This is a genomic window from Streptomyces sp. NPDC039465 (genome assembly GCF_055639315.1).
Map to the genome: position 1 here is coordinate 725324 of NZ_JBVKAP010000003.1, position 23784 is coordinate 749107.

The 23784-nt window shown below is 71.4% G+C and carries 16 protein-coding genes; 10 read left to right on the forward strand and 6 right to left on the reverse strand.

Going from position 1 to position 23784, the window contains the following annotated elements:
* Positions 1-7: 7 nt before the first annotated feature.
* From ACZ7LT_RS13720 to ACZ7LT_RS13740, 5 genes are all read right to left on the reverse strand, one after another.
* Positions 8-829, reverse strand: coding sequence for an ABC transporter ATP-binding protein (locus ACZ7LT_RS13720; protein WP_471236197.1), 822 nt, complete (start codon positions 827-829; stop codon positions 8-10).
* Entirely contained in the window at positions 826-3567 is a 2742-nt protein-coding gene (locus ACZ7LT_RS13725; protein ID WP_471236198.1) for an ABC transporter permease subunit, read from the reverse strand. Before ACZ7LT_RS13725 ends, ACZ7LT_RS13720 begins: the two co-directional genes overlap by 4 nt.
* A 25-nt stretch (positions 3568-3592) precedes the next feature.
* Positions 3593-4852: an ABC transporter substrate-binding protein gene (locus ACZ7LT_RS13730; RefSeq protein WP_471236199.1), complete on the reverse strand. Its 1260-nt coding sequence runs from the start codon at positions 4850-4852 to the stop codon at positions 3593-3595.
* A 133-nt stretch (positions 4853-4985) separates the two neighbouring features.
* A complete protein-coding gene (locus ACZ7LT_RS13735; protein WP_471236200.1) occupies positions 4986-6809 on the reverse strand; it encodes an AMP-dependent synthetase/ligase in 1824 nt (607 codons plus the stop codon).
* Between the two features lie 247 nt (positions 6810-7056).
* Positions 7057-7932, reverse strand: a complete 876-nt coding sequence (locus tag ACZ7LT_RS13740) for a LysR substrate-binding domain-containing protein (RefSeq protein ID WP_471236201.1) — start codon at positions 7930-7932, stop codon at positions 7057-7059.
* Positions 7933-8151: 219 nt separating this feature from the next.
* Here ACZ7LT_RS13740 and ACZ7LT_RS13745 point away from each other — a divergent pair, with 219 nt between their 5' ends.
* On the forward strand, positions 8152-9183 hold the full coding sequence (locus tag ACZ7LT_RS13745; protein WP_471236202.1) for a bile acid:sodium symporter family protein: 1032 nt from the start codon (positions 8152-8154) through the stop codon (positions 9181-9183).
* Between the two features lie 67 nt (positions 9184-9250).
* The gene (locus ACZ7LT_RS13750) at positions 9251-9661 is read left to right on the forward strand and encodes a (2Fe-2S) ferredoxin domain-containing protein (protein ID WP_471236203.1); all 411 of its coding nucleotides are present in this window, start codon (positions 9251-9253) and stop codon (positions 9659-9661) included.
* Positions 9662-9700: 39 nt separating this feature from the next.
* Here ACZ7LT_RS13750 and fdhD read toward each other — a convergent pair whose 3' ends face one another.
* Complete coding sequence (fdhD, locus tag ACZ7LT_RS13755) at positions 9701-10549, reverse strand: formate dehydrogenase accessory sulfurtransferase FdhD (RefSeq protein ID WP_471236204.1); 849 nt, start codon at positions 10547-10549, stop codon at positions 9701-9703.
* A 328-nt stretch (positions 10550-10877) separates the two neighbouring features.
* Here fdhD and ACZ7LT_RS13760 point away from each other — a divergent pair, with 328 nt between their 5' ends.
* From ACZ7LT_RS13760 to ACZ7LT_RS13795, 8 genes are all read left to right on the forward strand, one after another.
* The gene (locus ACZ7LT_RS13760) at positions 10878-11840 is read left to right on the forward strand and encodes a beta-ketoacyl-ACP synthase III (RefSeq protein ID WP_471236205.1); all 963 of its coding nucleotides are present in this window, start codon (positions 10878-10880) and stop codon (positions 11838-11840) included.
* Between the two features lie 183 nt (positions 11841-12023).
* Complete coding sequence (locus ACZ7LT_RS13765) at positions 12024-13205, forward strand: ROK family transcriptional regulator (RefSeq protein ID WP_471236206.1); 1182 nt, start codon at positions 12024-12026, stop codon at positions 13203-13205.
* A gap of 259 nt (positions 13206-13464) precedes the next feature.
* Positions 13465-15012: a sugar ABC transporter ATP-binding protein gene (locus ACZ7LT_RS13770; RefSeq protein WP_471236208.1), complete on the forward strand. Its 1548-nt coding sequence runs from the start codon at positions 13465-13467 to the stop codon at positions 15010-15012.
* Positions 15013-15098: 86 nt separating this feature from the next.
* On the forward strand, positions 15099-16058 hold the full coding sequence (locus ACZ7LT_RS13775; protein WP_471236356.1) for an ABC transporter permease: 960 nt from the start codon (positions 15099-15101) through the stop codon (positions 16056-16058).
* 68 nt (positions 16059-16126) lie between these two features.
* Positions 16127-17164, forward strand: coding sequence for a substrate-binding domain-containing protein (locus ACZ7LT_RS13780; protein ID WP_471236209.1), 1038 nt, complete (start codon positions 16127-16129; stop codon positions 17162-17164).
* Positions 17165-17265: 101 nt separating this feature from the next.
* Positions 17266-18603: a Gfo/Idh/MocA family protein gene (locus tag ACZ7LT_RS13785; protein WP_471236210.1), complete on the forward strand. Its 1338-nt coding sequence runs from the start codon at positions 17266-17268 to the stop codon at positions 18601-18603.
* Positions 18604-18613: 10 nt separating this feature from the next.
* Entirely contained in the window at positions 18614-19618 is a 1005-nt protein-coding gene (locus ACZ7LT_RS13790) for a sugar phosphate isomerase/epimerase family protein (RefSeq protein ID WP_471236211.1), read from the forward strand.
* 531 nt (positions 19619-20149) lie between these two features.
* A complete protein-coding gene (locus ACZ7LT_RS13795; protein ID WP_471236357.1) occupies positions 20150-23782 on the forward strand; it encodes a ThuA domain-containing protein in 3633 nt (1210 codons plus the stop codon).
* Positions 23783-23784: the final 2 nt, after the last annotated feature.

Here is a 23784-nt window from a genome sequence, read left to right on the forward strand (position 1 = left end):
CGATCCTTCACTGGTCGTCGGGCACGTCCGTGGGCACGTCCGTCAGGTGTACGTCACCATGGTCGACGATCACCCTGCCCGACGCACGTCCATGCCCGTCCCGGGACGTCCGCGTGCCGAGGTACGCGTCGCGGACCCTCGGATCCGCGCGCACCTCGCCGGGCGTGCCGGCCGCGAGGACCTCGCCCAGGTCCAGCACCACCACCCGGGCGCACAGCTCCATCACGAATGTCACATTGTGCTCGACGAGGAGGACCGCGCAGTCTTCCTCGTCCGCCATGTGACGTACCACCTCCGCCAGCTGCCCGCGCTCCCGCGCCGTCATGCCCGACGCCGGTTCGTCCAGGAGCAGCACCCGGGGCGGATCGGCCAGCGCACGGGCCAGCTCCACCATCCTGGCCTGGCCCACCGGCAGTGCCCCGGCGTACGCGCCCGTGAGGTCCTCCAGGCCGCATTCCCGCAGCACCGACGCCGCCCGCGCCCGGTGCTCGCGGGTACTGCCCCGGCGCCACTCCTGCGCGACGACGAGATTGTCCTCGACCGTCAACTGCCCGAAGAGCTGCTGCCGTTGGAAGGTGCGGCGCAGCCCGTGCCGAGCCCGCCACACCGGCGAACGGCGGGTGACGTCACGGCCGTCGAGCAACACCCGGCCCTCGTCGGGCCGCCGGATCCCCGACACCACGTCGAACAGTGTCGTCTTGCCCGCCCCGTTGGGCCCGATCAGCCCGCACACCTCGCCCGGCCGCACCCCTATCCGTACGTCCCACAGGGCCCGCACCCCGCCGAAGCGGACCCCGACCCCGGAGGTCTCCAGCGCGTACCCGCTCATCGGCGCCTCCCCTGCGAGAGACCCAGATAGGCCTCCGTCAGCCGGTCCGTCTCCACCTCCGCGCGCGGCCCGCACCACGAGACGACGCCCTGCGCCAGATAGGCGACCGTGTCCGCGATGCCGAGGACCTCGGCGGCCTTCTCCTCGACGAGCAGCAGCGCGGTGCCATTGGCGCGCAACTCAAGGAGGAGGGTGAAGACGTCGTCCACCACGCGCGGCGCGAGCCCGAGCGACGGCTCGTCGGCCACCAGCACCGCGGGCGGGCGTTGCAGCAGCGGCGCGAGAGCCAGCAGCTGCTGCTCGCCCCCGGACAGCGAACCGGCGGCCACGTTCCGGCGCCGGGCCAAGGCCCCGAACCGGTCGTAGACCGCGTCACGGGCGTCCCGGTCGGCGAGCTGGAGCAGCAGGTTCTCCTCGATGGTCAACCCCGGGAAGATGCCCCGCCCTTCCGGCGCCAGCAGCACCCCGCGCCGCGCCCGCCCCACCGCCCCCTCCCGCGACACCTCGCGCCCGCCGACCCGGAGCTCACCCCGCCGAGGGCGGAGCAGCCCGGCCGCGACGCGGCATGTCGTCGACTTTCCCGCCCCGTTGGGGCCGAGCAGGGCGAGGATCTCCCCGGGCCGTACGGCGAGGTCGACACCGTGCAGTACGGGTGCGGTGCCGTAACCGGCGTGCACGCCGTCCAGTCGCAGCGCGGTGCCGTCGCACGCGACCGCCCCCGTTTCCGCCGCCCTCGGCTCCTTCCCATGCGCCGACGCCGACGCCGACGCCGACGCCGACGCCGACCCGGGCCCCGGCTCCCGTACCGGCCGCCCGCCCGCGGGCCCGCCCGCCTGTCTGCGCGCGTACCGCCGCAGCGGGATCGCCGCGCAGTAGCCGTCCGGATCGTTGGCCAGCGCCAGGCCCGCCAGACCGAACAGGATCACCGGAAGATGCGCGGACTCGGTGACGTACTGCGACAGCAGATGCGGGGCCAGCGCGAAGACCAGGCCGGCGACCACCGCGTACTGCGGCCGCCGTACCCCCGCCGCGACCACGACCGCCAGCCAGATCAGCCCCGTCATCGCAGTGAAGTCCGTCGCCGTGACACGGGTGTTGTACGAGGCGTACATGACGCCGCCGAAGCCCGCCAGGCCGGCCGAGACGGTGAAGAGGAGGAGTTTCGTCCGCACGACCGAGACACCGGAGGCGAGTGCCGCCTCGGGGGCCGACCGTACGGCCAGCATCGCCCGTCCCCGGGCGGAGTGGCGCAGCCGCGTCAGCGCGTACACGGTGACCGTACACAGCACCACGAGCGCGACCCCCATCGCCCGGTCGTCCGTGAGGTCGAGCGGCCCGATCACCGGGCGCGGGATCTCCCAGCCGGTGTCGCCGTTGCGCAGCCACCGGAACTGGAAGAGGACCTGATCGGCCAGGAAGGCCAGGGCCAGCGTCGCCAGCGCCAGCGACCGGCCGCCAAGACGCAGCGCGGGCAGCGCCACCACCGCGCCGAGCAGCGCGGCGACACCGGTCCCGACGGCCAGGGCGAGGACGAACGGCCAGCCGTGGCTCATCAGCAGCCCGGCGACCAGCGCCGCCCCCGTCACGAAGGTGGCCTGGGCGAGGGAGACCATCGCCCCGAGCCCGGTCACCACCGTGAACGACACGAACACGAGGGAGATCGCGAGCCCTTGGGTGAGGATCCCGCTCCAGAAAGGTGTCGTGACGGTGTAGAAGGCGACGCACAGCACTGCCGCCGCCGCCAGCCACGGCGCCCACCGGCGCGCCCAGGTCGCACCCGCCAGGTGGTCCACCGGCGGGGCCTCCGCCGTGGCCGTCCCCGCCGCCCGTCCTCGGCGCGCCCGGATCAGCAGACCGGTGAAGAGGATCAGGAACGGTACCGCCGTGCGGAAGCCGGTGATGCCCTCCGCGAAGGTCGCGTACCCGGCGACCAGGTTCTGCAGCACCCCGAGCGCGAGGCCGCCCGCGAAGGCGAGCGGCACCGACACGAACCGCCCCAGCACGGCGGCCGTCGCCGACACGAACAGGAACAGCGTGTAGTCGTGCGCGGAGAGGCCCAGCAGCGGCGTGGCGAGCACACCCGCCAGACCCGCGAGCCCCGACGACAGCATCCACGCGATCGACGAGAGCCGGTCGGCGCTGATGCCCCGCAGCTCGACGAGGCCGCGGTTGTCGACGGCCGCCCGCAGCCGCAACCCGAGGCGCGTGTGGCGCATGAGCACCCACAGCGCCACCGCCGCCACCGCCGTCACGCCCCACGTGATCAGCTGGTCGGAGTCGATGCCGACACCGTCCAGCGGCTGCCAGGACACGGCGGGGCTCGGCCCGACGCCCGGCAGCCCGAACTGGTTCTCCGCGGGCACCACCGGCGCGCCCGCGTCGGCCAGCAGCTCCACCACCCACAGCCCCCCGGCCGGCAGCGCGACCAGCAGCCCGATCGTGGCCACGATCTGCGCGGTCTCACCGACCCGCGCCAGCTTGCGGAACATCAGCCGGTCCAGGCCCCAGCCGATCCCTGGGGCCACGACGCACACCAGCAGCAGCGCCGTGGGCACGGCCGGCCAGCCGAAGCCGGAGTGCAGCTCGTAGAAGGCGAGCGCGCAGAGGTAGGCGGTGGCGCCGTGCGCGAAGTTGAAGAGCCCGGAGGCGGAGTACGACAGGACGAGTCCCGTCGCGAGCAGGGCGTACAGCGCGCCCGAGACCAGTCCGCTCAGTACGAATCCCAGCAGGTCACCCATGCCGAATGCCGGATTGCCGGGGCCGTCAGTCGAACGGGATCGGCGGGTAGCACCGGAACGGCACGGACACCTCGTACCGCCCGTCCTTGAGCTGGACGAGCGCCCCGCAGCCGAAGCTCTCCTTGCGCCCCTTGGGCAGGGCACGGTCGCCCACCAGCGTGCCGGTGTCGGAGAAGGAGGCGGCGGCCTGCTGGAAGGAGTCGACGCTCAGGTCCTTGCCGGCCTTCTCGGCGAGGGAGAGGAAGAGGTCGGCGGACATGTATCCGGTCACCATGTGCATGTTGAGCGGCACGTCCTTGCCGCCCGAGGCCTTCCGGATGTCCTCCTTGAACTGCCTCATCGCCGGTGTGTCCGACTCGAACGGCTGAAATTGCAACAACACATGCACACCGTCCAGCGCCTGCCGCGTCGTGTCCTTGGCGAGCAGCCCCGGGTCGTAGTCGGTCGGATCGGAGATCACCCCGCGGTAGCCGGCCCGCTTGAGTGCGGTGAACAGGCCGATGTTGTACGGGGTCTGCATCACGGAGACCACCGCGTCGGGCGCCTTGCCACCGTGGGAGCGCAGGATCTCCTTGGTGTACGCGGACCAGTCGTTCGGGGTCGAGGCGGCCGGGACGACGGCCTTGGCGTACGAGACGGTGAACCCGGCCGCGGTGAAGCCGCGGGTGAACGTACGGATGCCGAACTTCCCGGCGTCGTTGTCGGTGGCGATCAGTGCGACCGACTTGCCCTTCGCGCCGCCGAGGACGGCGCCGAGGCCTTCGGGCCAGGTCTGGTTGAGGGTGCCGCCGGGCATGGGGACCAGGCAGCCGTTGAATCCGTAGAGGTGGGCGGGGCCGCAGAAGGACGGCAGGGTGCCCCAGCCGATCGTCGGCACCTTCTGCTGGTCGAGGAAGTCGGCGCCGGTGAAGGTGACCGAGCTCATCGGGGAGACGGCGAAGACCTTGTCCTGCTGGACCAGTTTGCGCGCGGCGGCGAGGTTCTTGGCCGGATCCTGACCGTCGTCCTCGGCGCCCAGATACTCGATCTTCCCCCCGTGGACGCCGCCTTCCGCGTTGGCGCGGTCGTAGCGGGCCCGGGCGCCGAGGTCGGTGTCCTTCTTGGAGTAGCCGCTGGCGGTGGTCATGGAGACGATGCCGCCGACCTTGATGGACGTGGCGCTCACTCCCCGGGTGGCGGAGCCGGGGCCCTCGCCCGGACTGCCGCCGGTGGAGGCGGAGTTGCACGCGGTGGCGAGAAGCAGGGCGGCGGTGGCCGCGGCGAGGGTGCGGATCGATCGCAACACGGTGGGTCCCTCCGTCAAGTGACCCGAATTGTGCGGTGGGGCTGATCGACCGTCAATAACTGACGCAGCATCAATTGATGAGGCGTCAGTATGGATCTCGGGCGCGCCGGTCGCTCCCCGGGTGCCCCGCCCGTCAGCCGTAGAGCGCGTTCACTTCCGCCGCGTACGCCGCCTCGATCGCCTTCCGCTTCAGCTTCAGCGACGGCGTCAGCAGCCCGTGCTCCTCGCTGAACGGATGCGCCAGGATCCGGAACGTACGGATCGACTCCGTCTGCGACACCGCCGTGTTGGCCGCCACCACCGCCCGCCGTATCTCCGTCTCCAGGGCCGGATCCCGCACCAGCTCGGCGGCCGGCAGCGGCGGCCGGTTCTGCATCGCGAGCCAGTGCTCGACCGCCTCCTGATCCACCGTCACCAACGCGGCGATGTACGGCCGGTCGTTGCCGACGACGATGCACTGCGCCACCAGCGGATGCGCCCGCACCCGCTCCTCCAGACCCGCCGGCGACACACTCTTGCCGCCCGAGGTCACCAGGATCTCCTTCTTCCGCCCGGTGATCGTCAGATAGCCGTCCTCGTCGAGCGCGCCAAGATCCCCGGTGGCCAGCCAGCCGTCCCGGAGCACCGCCCCGGTGGACTGCGGATCGTTCAGATAGCCGGAGAAGATGTGCGGGCCCCGCAGCCACACCTCCCCGTCCTCGGCGATGTGCACCGTCGTCCCCGGGATCGGCTGCCCGACCGTGCCGTACTTCGTCTGCTCCGGCGGGTTCGCCGTCGCCGCCGCCGACGACTCCGTCAGCCCGTAACCCTCGTAGACCGTCACCCCCGCGCCCTCGAAGAAAAGCCCGAGCCGCCGGTCCATCCCCGAACCGCCCGACATCGCGTGCCGGACCCTGCCGCCCATCGCCTCGCGCACCTTCCCGTACACGAGCTTCTCGAAAAACTGGTGCTGCACCCGCAGCGGCGCCGACGGCCCGGGCCCCAGGCCGAACGCCCGCTGCTCCAAGGCCTCCGCGTAGCGCACCGCCACCTCGACCGCCTTGTCGAACGGTCCGACCCTGCCCTCCCTCTCGGCCCTGCGCCGCGCCGCGTGGAAGACCTTCTCGAAGATGTACGGCACCGCCAGGATGAACGTCGGCCGGAACGCGGCCAGATCGGGCAGCAGGGCACTCGCCGCGAGGACGGGCTGATGGCCGATCTTCACCCCGCTGCGGATCGCCGCCACCTCCACCATCCGCCCGAAGACATGCGCGAGCGGCAGGAACAGCAGCGTCGACGGCTCATCACCGGGCTTGCAGTGGAACACCGGCTCCCAGCGCCCCGTCAGCACATCCGACTCGAACATGAAATTGGAGTGTGTAATGACACAGCCCTTGGGGCGGCCCGTCGTCCCCGACGTGTAGATCACGGTCGCCACCGACTCCGGCGTCACCGCCCGCCGATGCCGGTGCACCACGTCCTCGTCGACCGCCGCGCCCGCCGCCACCAGCTTCGCCACCGCACCCGCGTCCAACTGCCACAGCCGCTTCAGCCGCGGCAGCCGGTCCACCACCGAGCCGATCGTCATCGCATGGTCCTCGTGTTCCACCACGCACGCGGTCACCTCGGCGTCGTGCAGCATCCAGAACACCTGCTCGGCGGAGGACGTCGGATACACCGGCACCGGCTGCGCGCCGACCGTCCACAGCGCGAAGTCGAAGAGCGTCCACTCGTAGCGCGTACGGGACATCACGGCGACCCGGTCGCCGAACCGTACGCCGTGCGCGATCAGCCCCCTGGCCAGCGCGAGGACCTCGTCACGGAACTCCCGCGCCGTCACGTCCCGCCAGTGTCCGGCGGCATCCTTACGGCCGAGGGCGACCCGGTCCGGAGCGTTCTGGGCATGGTCGAACACGGCGTCCGCCAGGCCCCCGACCTGAGGCGCCGCCTCCACGGGCGGCGCAGTGAACTCGCGCAATGACTTGCTCCTTGGTGGCGCTCCGCACAGCGCCGGTGACGGTACCCCACCCCCGGGCCCGGCGGGAGGGCCTTCACAATGTCCGGACAACTGACAACGTCACAGGTCAGACCGGGGGAGCGGCGTTCGGCCCGGAGGAGGGAGGGATGGTGGGGAGAGATCGGAGCCGCGCTACTGACTCACGGGTAAGTAGTGGACGGGTGGAATCTCCACCGAATCCGTAACGTGCGGTCACGGCGCAGATCCTTCAGTCCCCCGCCGCCGGACCGCGCAGCCGGTCACCGCTCGCGAGGATCGCCGAGGCCAGCGCGTCCGCCGCCTCCCGCGCGCCCCGCGGATGCTCCGCCTGCCGTACGACGAAGTCGACGCCCCCGAGCTCCGGCAGACCCGCGCGGGCCGGCACGGGGGTGAGGCCCGGCGGGATCAGACCGCGCGTATGCGCCATGACGCCCAGGCCCGCGCGGGCCGCCGCGATCAGACCGCTCAGACTGGAGCTCGTACAGGCGATCCGCCATGCCCGGCCCTGCGCCTCCAGCGCCTCCAGAGCGCGGGCCCGGGTGATCCCCGGGGCCGGGAAGACGATCAGCGGCACCGGACGGTCCGGGTCAAGACGCAGCCGGGGCGCCCCGATCCAGGTGAGCGCCGACTGCCAGACCAGCTCGCCCCGGCTGTCCCCGGCGGGGCGCTTCGCCAGGATCAGATCGAGACGTCCCGCCTCCAGCTGCGAGTGCAGCGTGCCGGAGAGCTCGACCGTCAGCTCCAGATCGACCTCGGGGTGATCGCGCCGGAACGCCTCAAGGACCTCCGGGAGGCGGGTGACCACGAAGTCCTCGGACGCGCCGAACCGCAGCCGGCCCGCCAGCCGGGTCCCGGTGAAGAAGGCCGCCGCCCGTTCATGGGCCTGGAGGATCGTCCGCGCGAAACCGAGCATCGCCTCGCCGTCCTCGGTGAGATCGACGCTGTGCGTGTCGCGGCTGAACAGCTGGCGGCCGGTCGCCTCCTCCAGCCGCCGCACATGCTGGCTGACCGTCGACTGGCGCAGCCCCAGACGGCGCGCCGCCCGCGTGAAGCTCAGCGTCTGGGCGACGGCGAGGAAGGTCCGCAGCTGCGTCGGGTCGTACACACCCTCATGTTATTGCGGATCACGATCGCAGTAAGAGTGGTGTACGGGATTCCCGATTGCTCGGGCAGCGAGCACGATGGGAGGGAACGGTCGGCGGCAGCGGCTCCTCAGTCGCGCCGACGCCCCAGGCGCGGCCCGCGTCCACGGCCCCGTACCGCCGCCATCCCTTTCGCAAGCCGCCCAGACGCCGTACACACCCCAGAGGAGCCCCCGCCGCCCATGAGCCGCCGCACCACCCTCCTGCCAGCCTGGCTGCCCATCGACCCGTACGTCCTGCTCCTCCTGGGTACGGTCGGCGTCGCGGCCCTGCTCCCGGCCTCCGGAGCCGCCGCCGACATGGTCGGATCGGCCTCCACCGGGGCGATCGCGCTGCTCTTCTTCCTCTACGGCGCCCGACTCTCCACCCGCGACGCACTGGACGGGCTCACCCACTGGCGGCTCCACCTGACCGTGCTCGCCTGCACCTTCGTCATCTTCCCGCTGCTCGGCCTCGCCGCCCGCGGACTCGTACCGGCCATCCTCACCCCCGCCCTGTACGGCGGGCTGCTCTTCCTGTGCCTGGTCCCCTCGACGATCCAGTCCTCCATCGCGTTCACCTCGCTCGCCCGCGGCAACGTCGCCGCAGCCATCTGCGCCGGCTCCTTCTCCAGCCTCGCCGGGATCGTGCTCACCCCGCTCCTCGCCGCGCTGCTCATCGGCGGCAGCGCCGGAGGCTTCTCCGCCGACTCCCTGCTGAAGATCGTGCTCCAGCTGCTCGTGCCGTTCCTCGCGGGACAGCTGCTGCGGCGCTGGGTGAGCGGCTTCCTGCTGCGGCACAAGAAGGTCCTCGGTTACGTCGACCGCGGCTCGATCCTGCTCGTCGTCTACACCGCCTTCAGTCAGGGCATGGTCGCGGGCATCTGGCAGCAGGTCACCCCCGGCCGTCTCGCCGCGCTGCTCGCGGTCGAGGCAGTGCTGCTCGCCGTGATGCTGGGGCTCACCTGGTACGGGTCCGGTCGCCTTGGCTTCAGCCGGGAGGACCGCATCGCGATTCAGTTCGCCGGGTCGAAGAAGAGCCTCGCGGCCGGTCTGCCGATGGCGAGCGTGCTGTTCGGGGCCCAGGCCGCGCTGGCCGTCCTCCCCCTGATGCTCTTCCACCAGATGCAGCTGATGGTCTGCGTGGTGATCGCCGCGCGCCGCTCCCGCGACGTGGGCGACGCGAACGCGAACGCGCCGGCCGAGGCCCGGGACACCGTCCCGGCCGGAAATTGACCCCTGCCGGGACCGGGGAGGGCTCCCGCCGCGGGGGCAAGATCATCCGGGCCCCTAGAGTGACCGTATGTCCCTAGACGCCGGCCGCCGAACCGGCCACACCTGGATACGCCCGGGCGCCTCCCGCCCCTGCACCCTCGTCGTCTGCCGGGGCTGCTGCTGCGGCGACGCGCGCAAGCACCCTGGTACCGACCACGCCGGTCAGCTCGCCCGGCTGCGCGAGGCCGCGGCCGCCTCCGGCGGACGGCTTCAGGTGCGTACGAGCGACTGCCTCGGCCCGTGCGCGCAGGCCAACGTGATCGTGGTCCAGCCCTCGACCGAAGGCCGACGCAAGGGAGCCCGCGCGGCCTGGATCGGCTTCACCCTCGACGACGACGTCCTCGACGACATCCTCGCCTGGACCGCCGCGGGCGGCCCCGGCATCGCGCAACCCCCGGCCGCGCTCGCCCTCCAGCTGATCGACCCGCCCGCCGGGTAAGCCCCCGCCTCAGCCCGTCTCCGCCGGTCTGAGCCCGCCTCAGTCCGCCGAGACCGCGGCCCCGAGGGCTATCCGGTGCTCACCCGCGTACACGTTCATGTCCGGGCCGCGCAGAAAACCGACCAGCGTCAGGCCCGTCTCCAAGGCCAGATCCACCGCGAGCGACGACGGCGCCGACACCGCCGCGAGCACCGGAATGCCCGCCATCACCGCCTTCTGCGCCAGCTCGAACGACGCCCGGCCCGACACCAGCAGCACCGCCCGCTCCAGCGGCAGCCGGTCCTCCCGCAGCGCCCGCCCGACCAGCTTGTCCACGGCGTTGTGCCGGCCCACGTCCTCCCGTACGTCCAGCAGCTCACCCGACTCGGAGAACAGCGCGGCCGCATGCAGCCCTCCGGTCCGGTCGAAGACCCGCTGTGCCGCCCGCAGCCGATCGGGAAGCCCGGCGAGCAGGTCGGGGGTCACCCGCACCGGGGGAGTGTCGGCGATCGGGAAGCGCGCGGTGGTGCGTACGGCGTCCAGGCTGGCCTTGCCGCACAGCCCGCACGACGACGTCGTGTAGACGTTCCGCTCCAGGGTGATGTCGGGCACGGGCACCCCGGGCGCGAGCTGCACGTCCACCACGTTGTAGGTGTTGGTGCCGTCGTCCTTGGCGCCGGCGCAGTACACGATGTTCCGTACGTCCGACGCGGCGCCCAGCACGCCCTCGCTGACCAGGAACCCGGCGGCCAGCGCGAAGTCGTCGCCCGGCGTCCGCATGGTGATCGCCAGCGGGCGGCCGTTGAGCCGGATCTCCAGCGGCTCCTCGGCGACCAGCGTGTCGGGGCGGGCGGACACAGCCGCGCCCCGGATCCGCAGGGTGCGCCGACGCTCGGTGACCCGTCCCATGGCAATCAGTCCCCTTGGTCTCGAAGAGCGGTGGGTTCGATCTCATTGTCCTGCACCTGTTGTCCCGCACGTGCACGGTGACACTGCTGCGGGGTGGGGGGCGGGGGGCGGGGTGCACGGTGACATTGCTCCGCGCTGCAGGCGGGCGCCCGAGCCCGGATGTCGTGTATGCCGCATTCGTCCCGACGCGCGGCGCGTGCCCCTCTTGTTGTGGACTCTCCAACAGCTGCCCACGAATCTTGGTGGTTCACGCACCCGGTTACCCATCAGTCGCTGACAACACTGGAGAGCTCCTGACGCACACAGCCAAACCAAGGGGGTCCCGGGCATGACGGGCACGCTTACCACGGGAACTCGAATCACCGCACTCGGGCACTACCAGCCCGCCCGGATCCTCACCAACGAGGACCTGGCTGCGTTGGTCGACACGAGCGACGAGTGGATCACCACCCGGGTCGGTATCAAAACCCGCCACATCGCCGGACCCGACGAGCCCGTCGACGAGCTCGCCGCACACGCCGCCGCCAAGGCCCTCGCCTCCGCCGGACTCGCCCCCACCGACATCGACCTCGTTCTCGTCGCCACCTCCACCGCCATCGACCGCTCGCCGAACACCGCCGCCCGCGTCGCCGCGCGCCTCGGCATGTCGGCGCCCGCCACGATGGACCTCAACGTCGTCTGCGCCGGTTTCACCCACGCCCTGGCCACCGCCGACCACGCCGTACGCGCCGGATCGGCGACCCGCGCCCTGGTCATCGGGGCCGACAAGATGGCCGACATCGTCGACTGGACCGACCGCACCACCTGCGTCCTCGTCGGCGACGGCGCCGGCGCCGCGGTCGTCGAGGCCACCGCACCCGGCGAAGAGCCCGGCATCGGCCCGGTGCTGTGGGGCTCGGTCCCCGAGATGGGCCACGCCGTACGCATCGAGGGCACCCCGCCCCGCTTCGCCCAGGAAGGCCAGAGCGTCTACCGCTGGGCCACCACCCAGCTCCCGCCCATCGCCCGCCAGGTCTGCGCCCGGGCCGGCCTCACCCCCGAAGACCTCGCCGCGGTCGTCCTGCACCAGGCCAACCTGCGCATCATCGAACCGGTCGCCCAGAAGATCGGCGCGGTGAACGCCGTCGTCGCCCGCGACGTCGTCGACTCCGGCAACACCTCGGCCGCCTCCATCCCGATGGCCCTGTCCAAGCTCGTCGAACGCGGTGAGATCCCCTCCGGCTCCCCGGCCCTGCTCTTCGGCTTCGGCGGCAACCTCTCCTACGGCGGTCAGGTCGTACGCACCCCCTGACCGGGCCCTGTCGACGCACGGGCGGAAGCTCCGACCCTCGCTTTGTCCTCGGTGCGGCGAAAGTTCGCGGTGATTGCTGCGCAACTTCTTCCCACCCCGGGACAGCGCTGCTACGTTCCCCTCGAAAGCCAGGCCGAGTACGGCCGAAGCCGCAGCCGCAGGCGGGAGGGGCGCGTGAGACGCATGACCGCACGACCGGCCAACGCGCATCAGGCGCGCCTGCTGCGCCTGCTGCGCGACGGCGGCCCCAACTCCCGTGCCCAGCTGGGCGATCAGATCGACCTGTCCCGTTCCAAGCTCGCGGTCGAGGTCGACCGGCTCCTGGAGACCGGGCTCGTCGTCGCCGACGGACTCGCCGCCTCCCGCGGCGGGCGCCGTTCACACAACATCCGCCTCGCACCCCAACTCCGCTTCCTGGGCATCGACATCGGGGCCACGTCGGTCGATGTCGCCGTCACCAACGCCGAGTTGGAGGTGCTAGGACACCTCAACCACCCCATGGACGTCCGAGAGGGCCCCGTCGCCGTCTTCGAACAAGCCCTGTCGATGGCGAACAAGCTCCGCGCCTCGGGCCTCGCCGAAGGCTTCGACGGGGCGGGAATCGGCGTCCCTGGCCCCGTCCGCTTCCCCGAAGGCGTCCCGGTCGCCCCGCCGATCATGCCCGGCTGGGACGGCTTCCCGGTCCGGGAGGCGCTCAGCCAGGAACTCGGCTGCCCGGTCATGGTCGACAACGACGTGAACCTCATGGCGATGGGGGAGCAGCACGCCGGTGTCGCCCGCTCCGTCGCCGACTTCCTCTGCGTCAAGATCGGTACGGGCATCGGCTGCGGCATCGTCGTCGGCGGCGAGGTCTACCGCGGAACGACCGGCAGCGCCGGCGACATCGGCCACATCCAGGTCGACCCGGCCGGACGCGACTGCGCCTGCGGCAACAAGGGCTGCCTGGAGGCCCACTTCAGCGGCGCGGCGCTCGCCCGCGACGCCGAGGAGGCGGCCCGTACCGGACGCTCACCGGAACTCGCCGCCCGTCTCGACACGGCCGGGACCCTCACCGCCGCCGATGTCGCCGCGGCCGCCGCCGCGGGCGACGCCACCGCCCTCACCCTGATCCGCGAGGGCGGCAACCGGGTCGGCCAGGTCATCGCCGGACTCGTCAGCTTCTTCAACCCCGGACTCGTCGTCATCGGCGGCGGCGTGACCGGCCTCGGCCACAACCTCCTCGCCAGCGTCCGTACCCAGGTCTACCGCCAGTCCCTGCCCCTGGCCACCGGCAACCTCCCCATCGTCCTTGGGGAACTCGGCCAGACGGCGGGCGTGACCGGCGCGGCCCGCCTCATCAGCGACCACCTCTTCTCACCTGCCTGAGGGGCCGGCGGGGCGGGGGGCCACCGGGCGTCGGCCCGGGCCCGCCGCGCCGCCGGTGTCCCAGCGACCAACTCGGCCCCAGCGACCACCTTGGCCCCAGCTGTGACCTCTGCCCCACGCGTACCTCTGCCCCACGCGTACCTCTGCCCCACGTGCACCACCGCCCCCCGCACCGGCGCATCTCCGTACGTCCGTACCCCCGCCCCACCCCCGTGACCACCCGCTCAGGCGCAACCCGCACCCGCCGAGGGGAACACCAATGGCACCCGAACAGGCCCCGCCCCCACCCGCACCCCCGCCCCTGCTCACCATGGAAGGCATCACCAAGTCCTTCCCCGGCGTCCGCGCCCTCGACGGCGTCGACCTGGAAGTCCGGGCCGGCGAAGTCCACTGCCTCCTCGGCCAGAATGGAGCCGGCAAATCCACCCTCATCAAAGTCCTCGCCGGAGCCCACCAGCCCGACGGCGGCCGCATCACCTGGCGCGGCACCCCCGTCGTCCTCCCCACCCCGACCGCCGCCATGCGCCTCGGCATCGCCACCATCTACCAGGAACTCGACCTGGTGGAAGGCCTGTCCGTCGCCGAGAACGTCCACCTCGGACACGAGCCCACCACCGCCGGATTCGTCGTCCACGCCCGCACGGCCCGGACCGCCACGGCCGACCTCCTGAAGCGACTCGGCCACCCGGAGATCGCCCCAGCCGCCCCCGTCGCCCAACTCTCCGCCGCCCAGCGGCAGATCGTCTCCATGGCCCGCGCCCTCTCCCACGACGTACGCCTGATCGTCATGGACGAACCGTCCGCCGCCCTCGACCCCGACGAGGTCGCCAACCTCTTCCGTATCGTCGAGGCCCTCACCGCCGACAACGTCGCCGTCGTCTACATCTCCCACCGCCTGGAGGAGATCCGCACCATCGGCGACCGGGTCACCGTCCTCAAGGACGGCCGGGCCGTCGCCGTCGGACTGCCCGCCCGGCAGACCCCGACCAAAGACATCGTTGCCATAATGACCGGCCGGAACGTCGAATACGTCTTCCCCGACCGGCCGCCCACCCCGCCGCAGCCGGCCGCCGCCCCCGTCCTCACCGTCGAAGGCCTCGCCCGCGACGGCGAGTTCGCCGCCCTCGACCTGGAACTGCGCCCCGGCGAAATCGTCGGACTCGCCGGACTCGTCGGCTCCGGACGCTCCGAGATCCTGGAGACGGTCTACGGAGCCCGCACCCCCACCGCCGGACGGGTCCTCGTCGACGGCAAACCCCTGCGCCCCGGCAGCGTCCGCGCCGCCGTCCGCGCCGGCCTCGGCCTCGCCCCCGAGGAACGCAAGGCCCAAGGCCTGCTCCTGCTCGAATCCGTCACCCGCAACGTCTCGGTGTCCTCCCTCTCCCGCTTCTCCCGCGCCGGCTGGCTGGACCGTACGGCCGAACGGGACGCCGCCCGCACCGCCACCCGCGCCCTGTCCCTGCGGCCCGACCGCCCCGACGCGCCCGTCCGCACCCTCTCCGGCGGCAACCAGCAGAAAGCCGTACTCGCCCGCTGGCTGCTGCGCGGCTGCCGGGTCCTCCTGCTCGACGAACCCACCCGCGGCGTCGACGTCGGCGCCCGCGCCGAGCTCTACGCCGTGATCCGGCGCCTCGCCGACGACGGACTCGCCGTCCTGCTCGTCTCCAGCGAAATCCCCGAGGTACTCGGGCTCGCCGACCGCGTCCTGGTGCTCAAGGAGGGCCGGGTCGTCCATACGGCACCCGCCCGGGACCTCGACGAACACCGCGTACTCGACCTCGTGATGGAAGGGAGCCCGACGCCATGACCGTGTCCACCACCAAGACGTCCGCGAACTCCGCGACGTCCGCGGCCTCCGGGGCCTGCGCACAGGAGGGCGGCCGGTCGGCCCGGATGCGCCGGGCGCTCGGCCTCAAGGCCGATGTCCGCAACCTCTCCCTCCTCGGTGTCCTCGCCGTACTGATCGCGGTCGGCGGCTTCACCCGCCCCGCCGAGTTCCTCGCCACCTCCAACCTCCAACTCGTCCTCACCCAGGCCTCGGTCATCGGCGTCGTCACCGTCGGCATGACCTTCGTCATCACCAGCGGCGGCATCGACCTGTCGGTCGGCGCGATCGTCGCCCTCGCCTCCGTCTGGGCAACCACCCTCGCCACCCAGGAGTACGGCTTCGCGGGCATCCTCTTCACCGCCGTCGTCGTCGGCCTCGCCTGCGGCCTCGTGAACGGGCTGCTCATCGCGTACGGCGGCATGGTCCCCTTCATCGCCACCCTCGCCATGCTCGCCTCGGCACGCGGACTCGCCCTCCAGATCACCGACGGCCGCACGCAGATCGTCACCGTCCAGTCCGTCCTCGACCTCGGACTGCCCGACGCCTACCTCCTCGGCATCCCCCCGCTCGTCCTCGTCTTCGCCGCCGTCACCCTCGCCGGCTGGCTGATCCTCGGCCGCACCACCTTCGGGCGCCGCACCGTCGCCGTCGGCGGCAACGACGAAGCCGCCCGCCTCGCCGGCATCGACGTCCGACGCCAGCGCCTCTACCTCTACCTGCTGTCCGGACTGTGCTGCGGCATCGCCGCGTTCCTGCTGATCGTCCTGTCCGGCTCCGGCCAGAACACCAACGGCAACCTCTACGAACTCGACGCCATCGCCGCCGCCATCATCGGCGGCACCCTCCTCAGCGGGGGCCGCGGCACCATCGTCGGCTCCGTCCTCGGCGTCCTCGTCTTCACCACCATCACCAACATCTTCGCCCTCAACAACCTGCAGAGCGACGTCCAGCAGATCGCCAAGGGCGCGATCATCGTCGCCGCCGTCCTCGTCCAGCGCCGCACCGCACGCGCCGACGGCACCTGAGCCCGCCCCTACTCCGCACCGCCCACAGACCCCCACACCCACCCCCTCCCCGGAAGGGTCCGATCGCCATGCCAACACCCAGTCGCAGAGGACTGCTCTTCGGCACCGCCGCCGTCTCCGCCGGAGCGCTGCTCACCGCCTGCACCAGCAACGAGCCCCGCGCGAAGGAACCGGCCGCCAACAACGCACCCGCCGCCGACGACAAGCCCGGCACCCCCGTCACCATCGGCTTCGCCGGCCCCCAGGCCGACCACGGCTGGCTCAACGCCATCAACCAGAACGCCAAGGAACGCGCCAAGAAGTACTCCGAGGTGACCCTGGAGATCACCGAAGGCTCCAACGACACCGCCGCCCAGATCGGCCAGATCCAAACCCTGATCAACAAGAAGGTCGACGTGCTGGTGATCCTGCCCGCCGACGGCAAGGCCCTCACCCAGGTCGGCCTCCAGGCCATGAAAGCCGGCATACCCGTCGTCAACCTCGACCGCGTCTTCGCCTCCCCGCAGGCCTACCGCTGCTGGATAGGCGGCGACAACTACGGCATGGGCCTCAACGCCGGCCGCTTCATCGGCGAGAAACTCAAAAACAAGCCCGGCGCCAAGGTCGTCGAACTCGCCGGCCTGGACAGCCTGGAACTCACCAAACAGCGCACCCAGGGCTTCGACGACGCCCTCAAGAACTACCCCAACATCACCAAAGTCGCCCGCCAGGCCGCCGAGTTCACCGTCGAGTCCGGCCAGGCCAAAATGGCCCAACTGCTCCAGGCCCAGAGCCAGTTCGACGCCCTGTGGAACCACGACGACGACCAGGGCGTAGGCGCGCTGCGCGCCATCGCCCAGGCAGGCCGCAAGGAGTTCCTGATGGTCGGCGGCGCCGGCGCCAAGTCCGCCATGGACGCCATCAAGGCCGACAACAGCGTCCTCAAGGCCACGGTCCTCTACCCGCCGACCATGGCCGCCTCCGCCATCGACCTGGCCCGCGCACTCGCCCAGAAGAAGGGCGTGGCCGGCCTGTCCGAGCTGGAGATCCCCGCCTCCATCACCCTCTACTCGGCCGTCGTCACCAAGGACAACGTCGACGAATACCTGCCCACGGGCTTCAGCTGAGCCCACGCGGAGCACTGGCGGCAGCGCCGAAGGGCACCGGCGCCGCGGCCGCCGCCGGGCCGCCCCGGCCCCACCGCGTACACCGACGAGGAGGAATCCGTATGGAACAGAGCGACAGCGCCGACACACCGCCGGCACTCGGCGTCGGCATGGTCGGCTACGCCTTCATGGGCGCCGCCCACTCCCAGGGATGGCGCACCGTGGGCCGCGTCTTCGACCTGCCGCTGCGCCCCGTTCTCGCCGCCATCGGCGGCCGCGACGCCGTGGCCGTACGCGCCGCCGCCGACCGGCACGGCTGGGCCGCGGCCGAGACCGACTGGCGCGACCTCGTCGCCCGCGACGACGTCCAGCTCGTCGACGTCTGCACCCCCGGCGACAGCCATGCGGAGATCGCGATCGCCGCCCTGGAAGCGGGCAAACACGTCCTGTGCGAGAAACCCCTCGCCAACACGGTCGCCGAAGCCGAGGCGATGGCCGCCGCCGCCGAACGCGCCGCCGCACACGGCCAGGCCGCCATGGTCGGCTTCAACTACCGCCGTGTGCCCGCCCTCACCCACGCCCGCGGACTCATCGCCGAAGGACGGCTCGGGGCGCTGCGCCACGTCCGCATCACCTACCTCCAGGACTGGCTCGTCGACCCGGCGTTCCCGCTGACCTGGCGCCTGGAGCGGGAACACGCCGGCTCGGGCGCACTCGGCGACCTCGGCGCACACGCCGTCGACCTCGCGCAGTACCTGGCGGGCGAGCCGGTCGTCGGAGTGTCGGCGCTCACCGAGACCTTCGTACGGCGCCGGCCGCTGCTGGCCGGAGCCTCGGCAGGGCTGTCCGGGGCGTCACCGGAGACAACGGGCGCGTACGGGACGGTGACCGTCGACGACGCCGCACTGTTCACCGGCCGCCTCGCCTCCGGCGCCCTGGCCTCCTTCGAAGCCACCCGCATGGCGGCCGGCCGCAAGAACGCCCTGCGCCTGGAAATCAACGGCGAGAAGGGCTCGCTCGCCTTCGACCTGGAACGCCTCAACGAACTCTTCTTCCACGACCACACCGAACCGGCCGCTTCCGCCGGCTTCCGCCGGATCCTGGTCACCGAACCCGGCCACCCCTACCTGGAGGCCTGGTGGCCGCCGGGCCACGCACTGGGCTACGAGCACACCTTCGCCCACCAGGCCCGCGACCTGGTGCTCGCGATCGCCTCCGGCGCCGCCCCGGCGCCGTCGTTCGCGGACGGCCTCCAGGTCCAGCGGGTACTGGCCGCCGTCGAGGAGAGCGCACGGAACAACGCCGTGTACACCCCTGTCACCGTGCCCGCGTCCGTCGCACGTCGCGCCTCAGACGCCTCAGACGCCAAACCGGCCTCGGTCACCGATCCCGCCTCAGGCGCCTCGGTCGTAAAGCCCTCACCGGCCGCCTCACCCGCCTCACCCATCGCACCCGCCTAGGAGGTCCGCAGTGCCCCGTCCCTTCACCCTCTTCACCGGCCAGTGGGCCGACCTTCCCCTGGAGGAGGTCTGCCGACTGGCCCGTGACTTCGGCTACGACGGCCTCGAACTCGCCTGCTGGGGCGACCACTTCGAGGTCGACAAGGCCCTCACCGACCCCGCCTACCTGGACGGACGACGTGCGCTCCTGGAGAAGTACGGCCTGACGTGCTGGGCCGTCTCCAACCACCTCGTCGGGCAGGCCGTCTGCGACCACCCCATCGACGAACGGCACCAGGCCATCGTCCCCGCCCGGATCTGGGGCGACGGCGACCCCGAGGGCGTACGGCAGCGGGCGGCGCGCGAGCTCGCCGACACCGCCAGGGCCGCGGCCGCCTTCGGAATACGTACCGTCGTCGGCTTCACCGGCTCGTCCATCTGGCACCTCGTGGCGATGTTCCCGCCTGTCCCCGAGCGGATGATCGAGCGCGGCTACGAGGACTTCGCCGAACGCTGGAACCCGATCCTCGACGTCTTCGACGCCGAGGGCGTGCGCTTCGCCCACGAGGTCCACCCGAGCGAGATCGCCTACGACTACTGGACCACCCGGCGCGCCCTGGACGCGGTGGGACGGCGGCCCGCCTTCGGCCTGAACTTCGACCCCAGCCACTTCGTCTGGCAGGACATAGACCCGGTCGGCTTCCTCTACGACTTCCGGGACCGGATCTACCACGTCGACTGCAAGGAGGCCCGGCGGCGCCTCGACGGGCGCAACGGACGCCTCGGATCGCACCTGCCGTGGGGCGATCCACGGCGCGGCTGGGACTTCGTGTCGGCCGGACACGGCGACGTCCCCTGGGAGGACGTCTTCCGGATGCTGCGGTCCATCCGCTACGACGGCCCGGTCTCGGTCGAGTGGGAGGACGCCGGAATGGACCGGATGACCGGCGCGCCGCAAGCGCTTACTACCCTCAAGCGCTATGACTTCGACCCGCCGGCTGCCTCCTTCGATGCCGCCTTCGGGAGCGCCGACTAGAAACCGCCACCCATCGTCGCAGGTCACCGCCGGGTGGTGCGGCCGCCACCGGGCCGGTCCGGCCTGCCGCGGGGCGGCTTTGTCCTGACCCGGTGAAAAGTCCAACCGCCTCTGCGCGCAAGGGCTTTCGGACCCGGACGAACCCCGCTACCGTCCCTGAGGTGTACAGGTCACCGTGAGCCTGCGTGACGCACCGCCCCCATGTGACCCACCGGCACCTCAGAGCTCCGACTCATTGCTCCGACCAGCGTGACGGCGCACGCCGGTCCCCGGACATCCCGGCGCAACCCGCCCGTACGACGACCCTGGCGCCCCCGTGCGCCCGGCTCCTTCCGGAGGACACCCGTGCACAGAAAAAGGCCCCGAGACCGAGCAGCCCAGCCGCCCCAGCCACCCACGTCCCATGGGCCTTTCGCAGCCCGCGGGGCACGTGGCTTCCCCAGCCCCCACAGCGCGCCCAGCCCCCGCAGCGCACCCAGCTCCCGCCGCGCACTCGGCTTCCGCAGGCCCCTCGCCCTCCTCAGCGGCGCCCTGCTCGCACTGACCTCATTCACCCTGAGCGCCGCACCGACCGCGACCGCCACCCCCACGCCCGCCGCAGCCGAGGAGTTCCAGCAGATCACCCTCGCCAAGGGCGCCGAGGAAGTCGGCGAACCCATGTCGCTCGCCGTCCTGCCCGACCGCAGCGTCCTGCACACCTCCCGCAACGGAGAACTCCGCCGCACCGACGCCGCCGGCAACACCAAGGTCATCGGCACCATCCCCGTCTACTCCCACGACGAGGAAGGCCTGCAAGGCATCGGCCTAGACCCCGACTTCGCCCGGACCAAGGCCCTCTACCTCTACTACGCACCGCCCCTCACCACCCCCGCCGGCGACGCCCCCAACGACGGCACCGCCGCCGACTTCGCCCCATACGACGGCGTCAACCGCCTCTCCCGCTTCACCCTGAAGGCGGACGGCACCCTCGACAACGCCAGCGAGAAGAAGGTCATCGACATCCCCGCCACCCGCGGCATCTGCTGCCACGTCGGCGGAGACATCGACTTCGACGCCCAGGGAAACCTGTACCTCTCCACCGGCGACGACTCCAACCCCTTCGCCTCCGACGGCTTCACCCCCATCGACGAACGCCCCGGCCGCAACCCCGCCTACGACGCCCGCCGCACCTCCGGCAACACCAACGACCTCCGCGGCAAGATCCTGCGCATCAAGGTCGCCGAAGACGGCTCGTACACCGTCCCCGACGGCAACCTTTTCGCCCCCGGCACCACCAAGACCCGCCCCGAGATCTACGCCATGGGCTTCCGCAACCCCTTCCGGTTCAGCGTCGACAAGAAGACCGGCATCCTGTACGTCGGCGACTATGGCCCCGACGCCGGCGCCGCCGACCCCAAGCGCGGCCCCGCCGGCCAGGTCGAATTCGCCCGCGTCACCAAACCCGGCAACTTCGGCTGGCCCTTCTGCACCGGCGACAACGCCCCGTACGTCGACTACGACTTCGCCACCAAGACATCCGGCGCCACCTTCGACTGCGCCGCCCCCAAGAACGACTCCCCGCACAACACCGGCCTCGTCGACCTGCCGAAGGCCGAGCCCGCCTGGATCCCGTACGACGGCGGATCCGTACCCGAATTCGGCTCCGGATCGGAATCACCGATGGGCGGCCCGGTCTACCGCTACGACGCCACCTCCACCTCACCGGTGAAGTTCCCCGAGGCGTACGACGGCGACTTCTTCGCCGGCGAATTCGGCCGCCGCTGGATCAAGCGCATCGAACACGGCGCCGACGGAGCCGTCCAGACCATCAACCCCGTCCCCTGGACCGGCACCCAGATCATGGACATGGCCTTCGGACCCGACGGAGCGCTGTACGTCCTCGACTACGGCACCGCGTGGTTCGGCGGCGACCACAACTCCGGGCTCTACCGCATCGAAAACGCCACCGGAGGCCGCTCACCCGTCGCCGAAGCCACCGCCAACAAGACCTCCGGCACCGCACCCCTGCGCGTCGCCTTCTCCTCCGCCGGCACCAGCGACGCCGACGGCGACACCCTCACCTACCACTGGGACTTCGGCGACGGCACCACCACCTCCACCACCGCCCACCCCACCCACACCTACCGCACCAACGGCACCTACGTCGCCACCGTCACCGCCCGTGACCCCTCCGGCCGCACCGGCTCCGCATCCGTCCACGTCGTCGTCGGCAACACCGCCCCCAAGGTGACCCTCGACCTCCCCGCGGACGGCACCCTCTTCCGCTTCGGCGACGACATCCCCTTCAAGGTCACCGTCACCGACCCCGAAGACGGCACCATCGACTGCGCCAAGGTGAAGGTGACGTACATCCTCGGCCACGACAGCCACGGCCACCCCGTCACCTCCGCCCACGGCTGCACCGGGACGATCAAAACCTCCGCCGACGGAGGCCACGACCCCAACGCCAACATCTTCGGCGTCTTCGACGCCCAATACACCGACGGCGGAGGCGGCGGACAGGCCCCACTCACCAGCCACGACCAGGCCCAGCTCCAGCCCCGCCACCGGCAGGCCGAGCACTACGGCGCCCAGTCCGGCATCCGCACCTACGACAAGACCACCGCCAACGGCGGCAAGACCGTCGGCGACATCGACAACGGCGACTGGATCTCCTTCAAGCCCTACCGCCTCACCGGCTCCACCAAGCTCACCGCCCGCATCTCCTCCGGCGGCGCCGGCGGCTTCCTCGAAGTCCGCACCGGATCCCCGACCGGCACCCTCCACGGCTCCGCCGCCATCCCCGTCACCGGCGGCTGGGAAACCTTCCAGAACATCGACGTCCCCCTGCGCCAGCTGCCGAAGAAGACCACCGAACTCTTCCTCGTCTTCAAGGGCGGCACCGGCGCCCTCTACGACATCGACGACTTCGACCTGTCCAACACCCCCCTGAACCGCAACGCCAAACGTGTCCTCGTCTTCTCCAAGACCGCCGGCTTCCGCCACGACTCCATCCCCTCCGGCATCACCGCCCTCAAGGAACTCGGCGCCGGACACGACATCACCATCGACACCACCGAGGAAGCCCGCCAGTTCACCACCCCCAACCTCGCCCGCTACGACGCCGTCGTCTTCCTCTCCACCACCGGCGACGTCCTCGACACCGCACAGCAGCAGGCTTTCGAGAACTACGTCGCCACCGGCGGCGGCTACATGGGCATCCACGCCGCCGCCGACACCGAATACGACTGGGAGTTCTACGGCAGCCTCGTCGGCGCCCACTTCGCCTCCCACCCCCACATCCAGAAGGCGACCGTACGCACCGAGGACCACCAGCACCCCGCCACCGCCCACCTGGACGGCCCGTGGGAGCGCACCGATGAGTGGTACAACTACCGCACCAACCCCCGCGGCCAGGCCCGCATCCTCGCCACCCTCGACGAAACCACCTATCAGGGCGGCACGATGAAGGGCGACCACCCCATCGCCTGGTGCAAGACCTACCAAGGCGGCCGCTCCTTCTACACCGGCGGCGGCCACACCAAGGAGTCCTACACCGAACCGGCCTTCCGTCAACACCTCCTGGGCGGCCTGCGCTACGCCACCGGCCAAGTCCGCGCCGACTGCACCCCGCGCACCGGCTACCGCGACCTGTTCAACGGCCACACCCTCGACGGCTGGAAGCAGGCAGGACCCGGCAGCTTCACGGTCGCCGACGGCGAACTGCGCACCGAAGGCGGCATGGGACTGCTGTGGTACCAGGCCAAGAACCTCACGGCGTACTCCCTCAAACTCGACTGGAAACTGGCCGGCGACGACAACTCCGGCGTCTTCGTCGGCTTCCCCGCCTCCGACGACCCCTGGTCCGCGGTGAACAAGGGCTACGAGATCCAGATCGACGCCACCGACGCCGCCGACCGCACCACCGGCGCCGTCTACGGATTCAAGTCGGCCAATCTCAAAGCCCGCGATCAGGTCCTGCGGCCCCCGGGGCAGTGGAACAGCTATGAGATCCGGGTCCAAGGAGAACGGCTCCAGGTGTTCCTCAACGGAGTCAAGATCAACGACTTCACGAACACCGACCCGGCGCGCAGCCTGCGCGACGGACACATCGGCCTCCAGAACCACGGCGCCGACGACCAGGTGTCCTTCCGCAACATCCAGCTCAGGGAGCTGCCCTCCTAGGG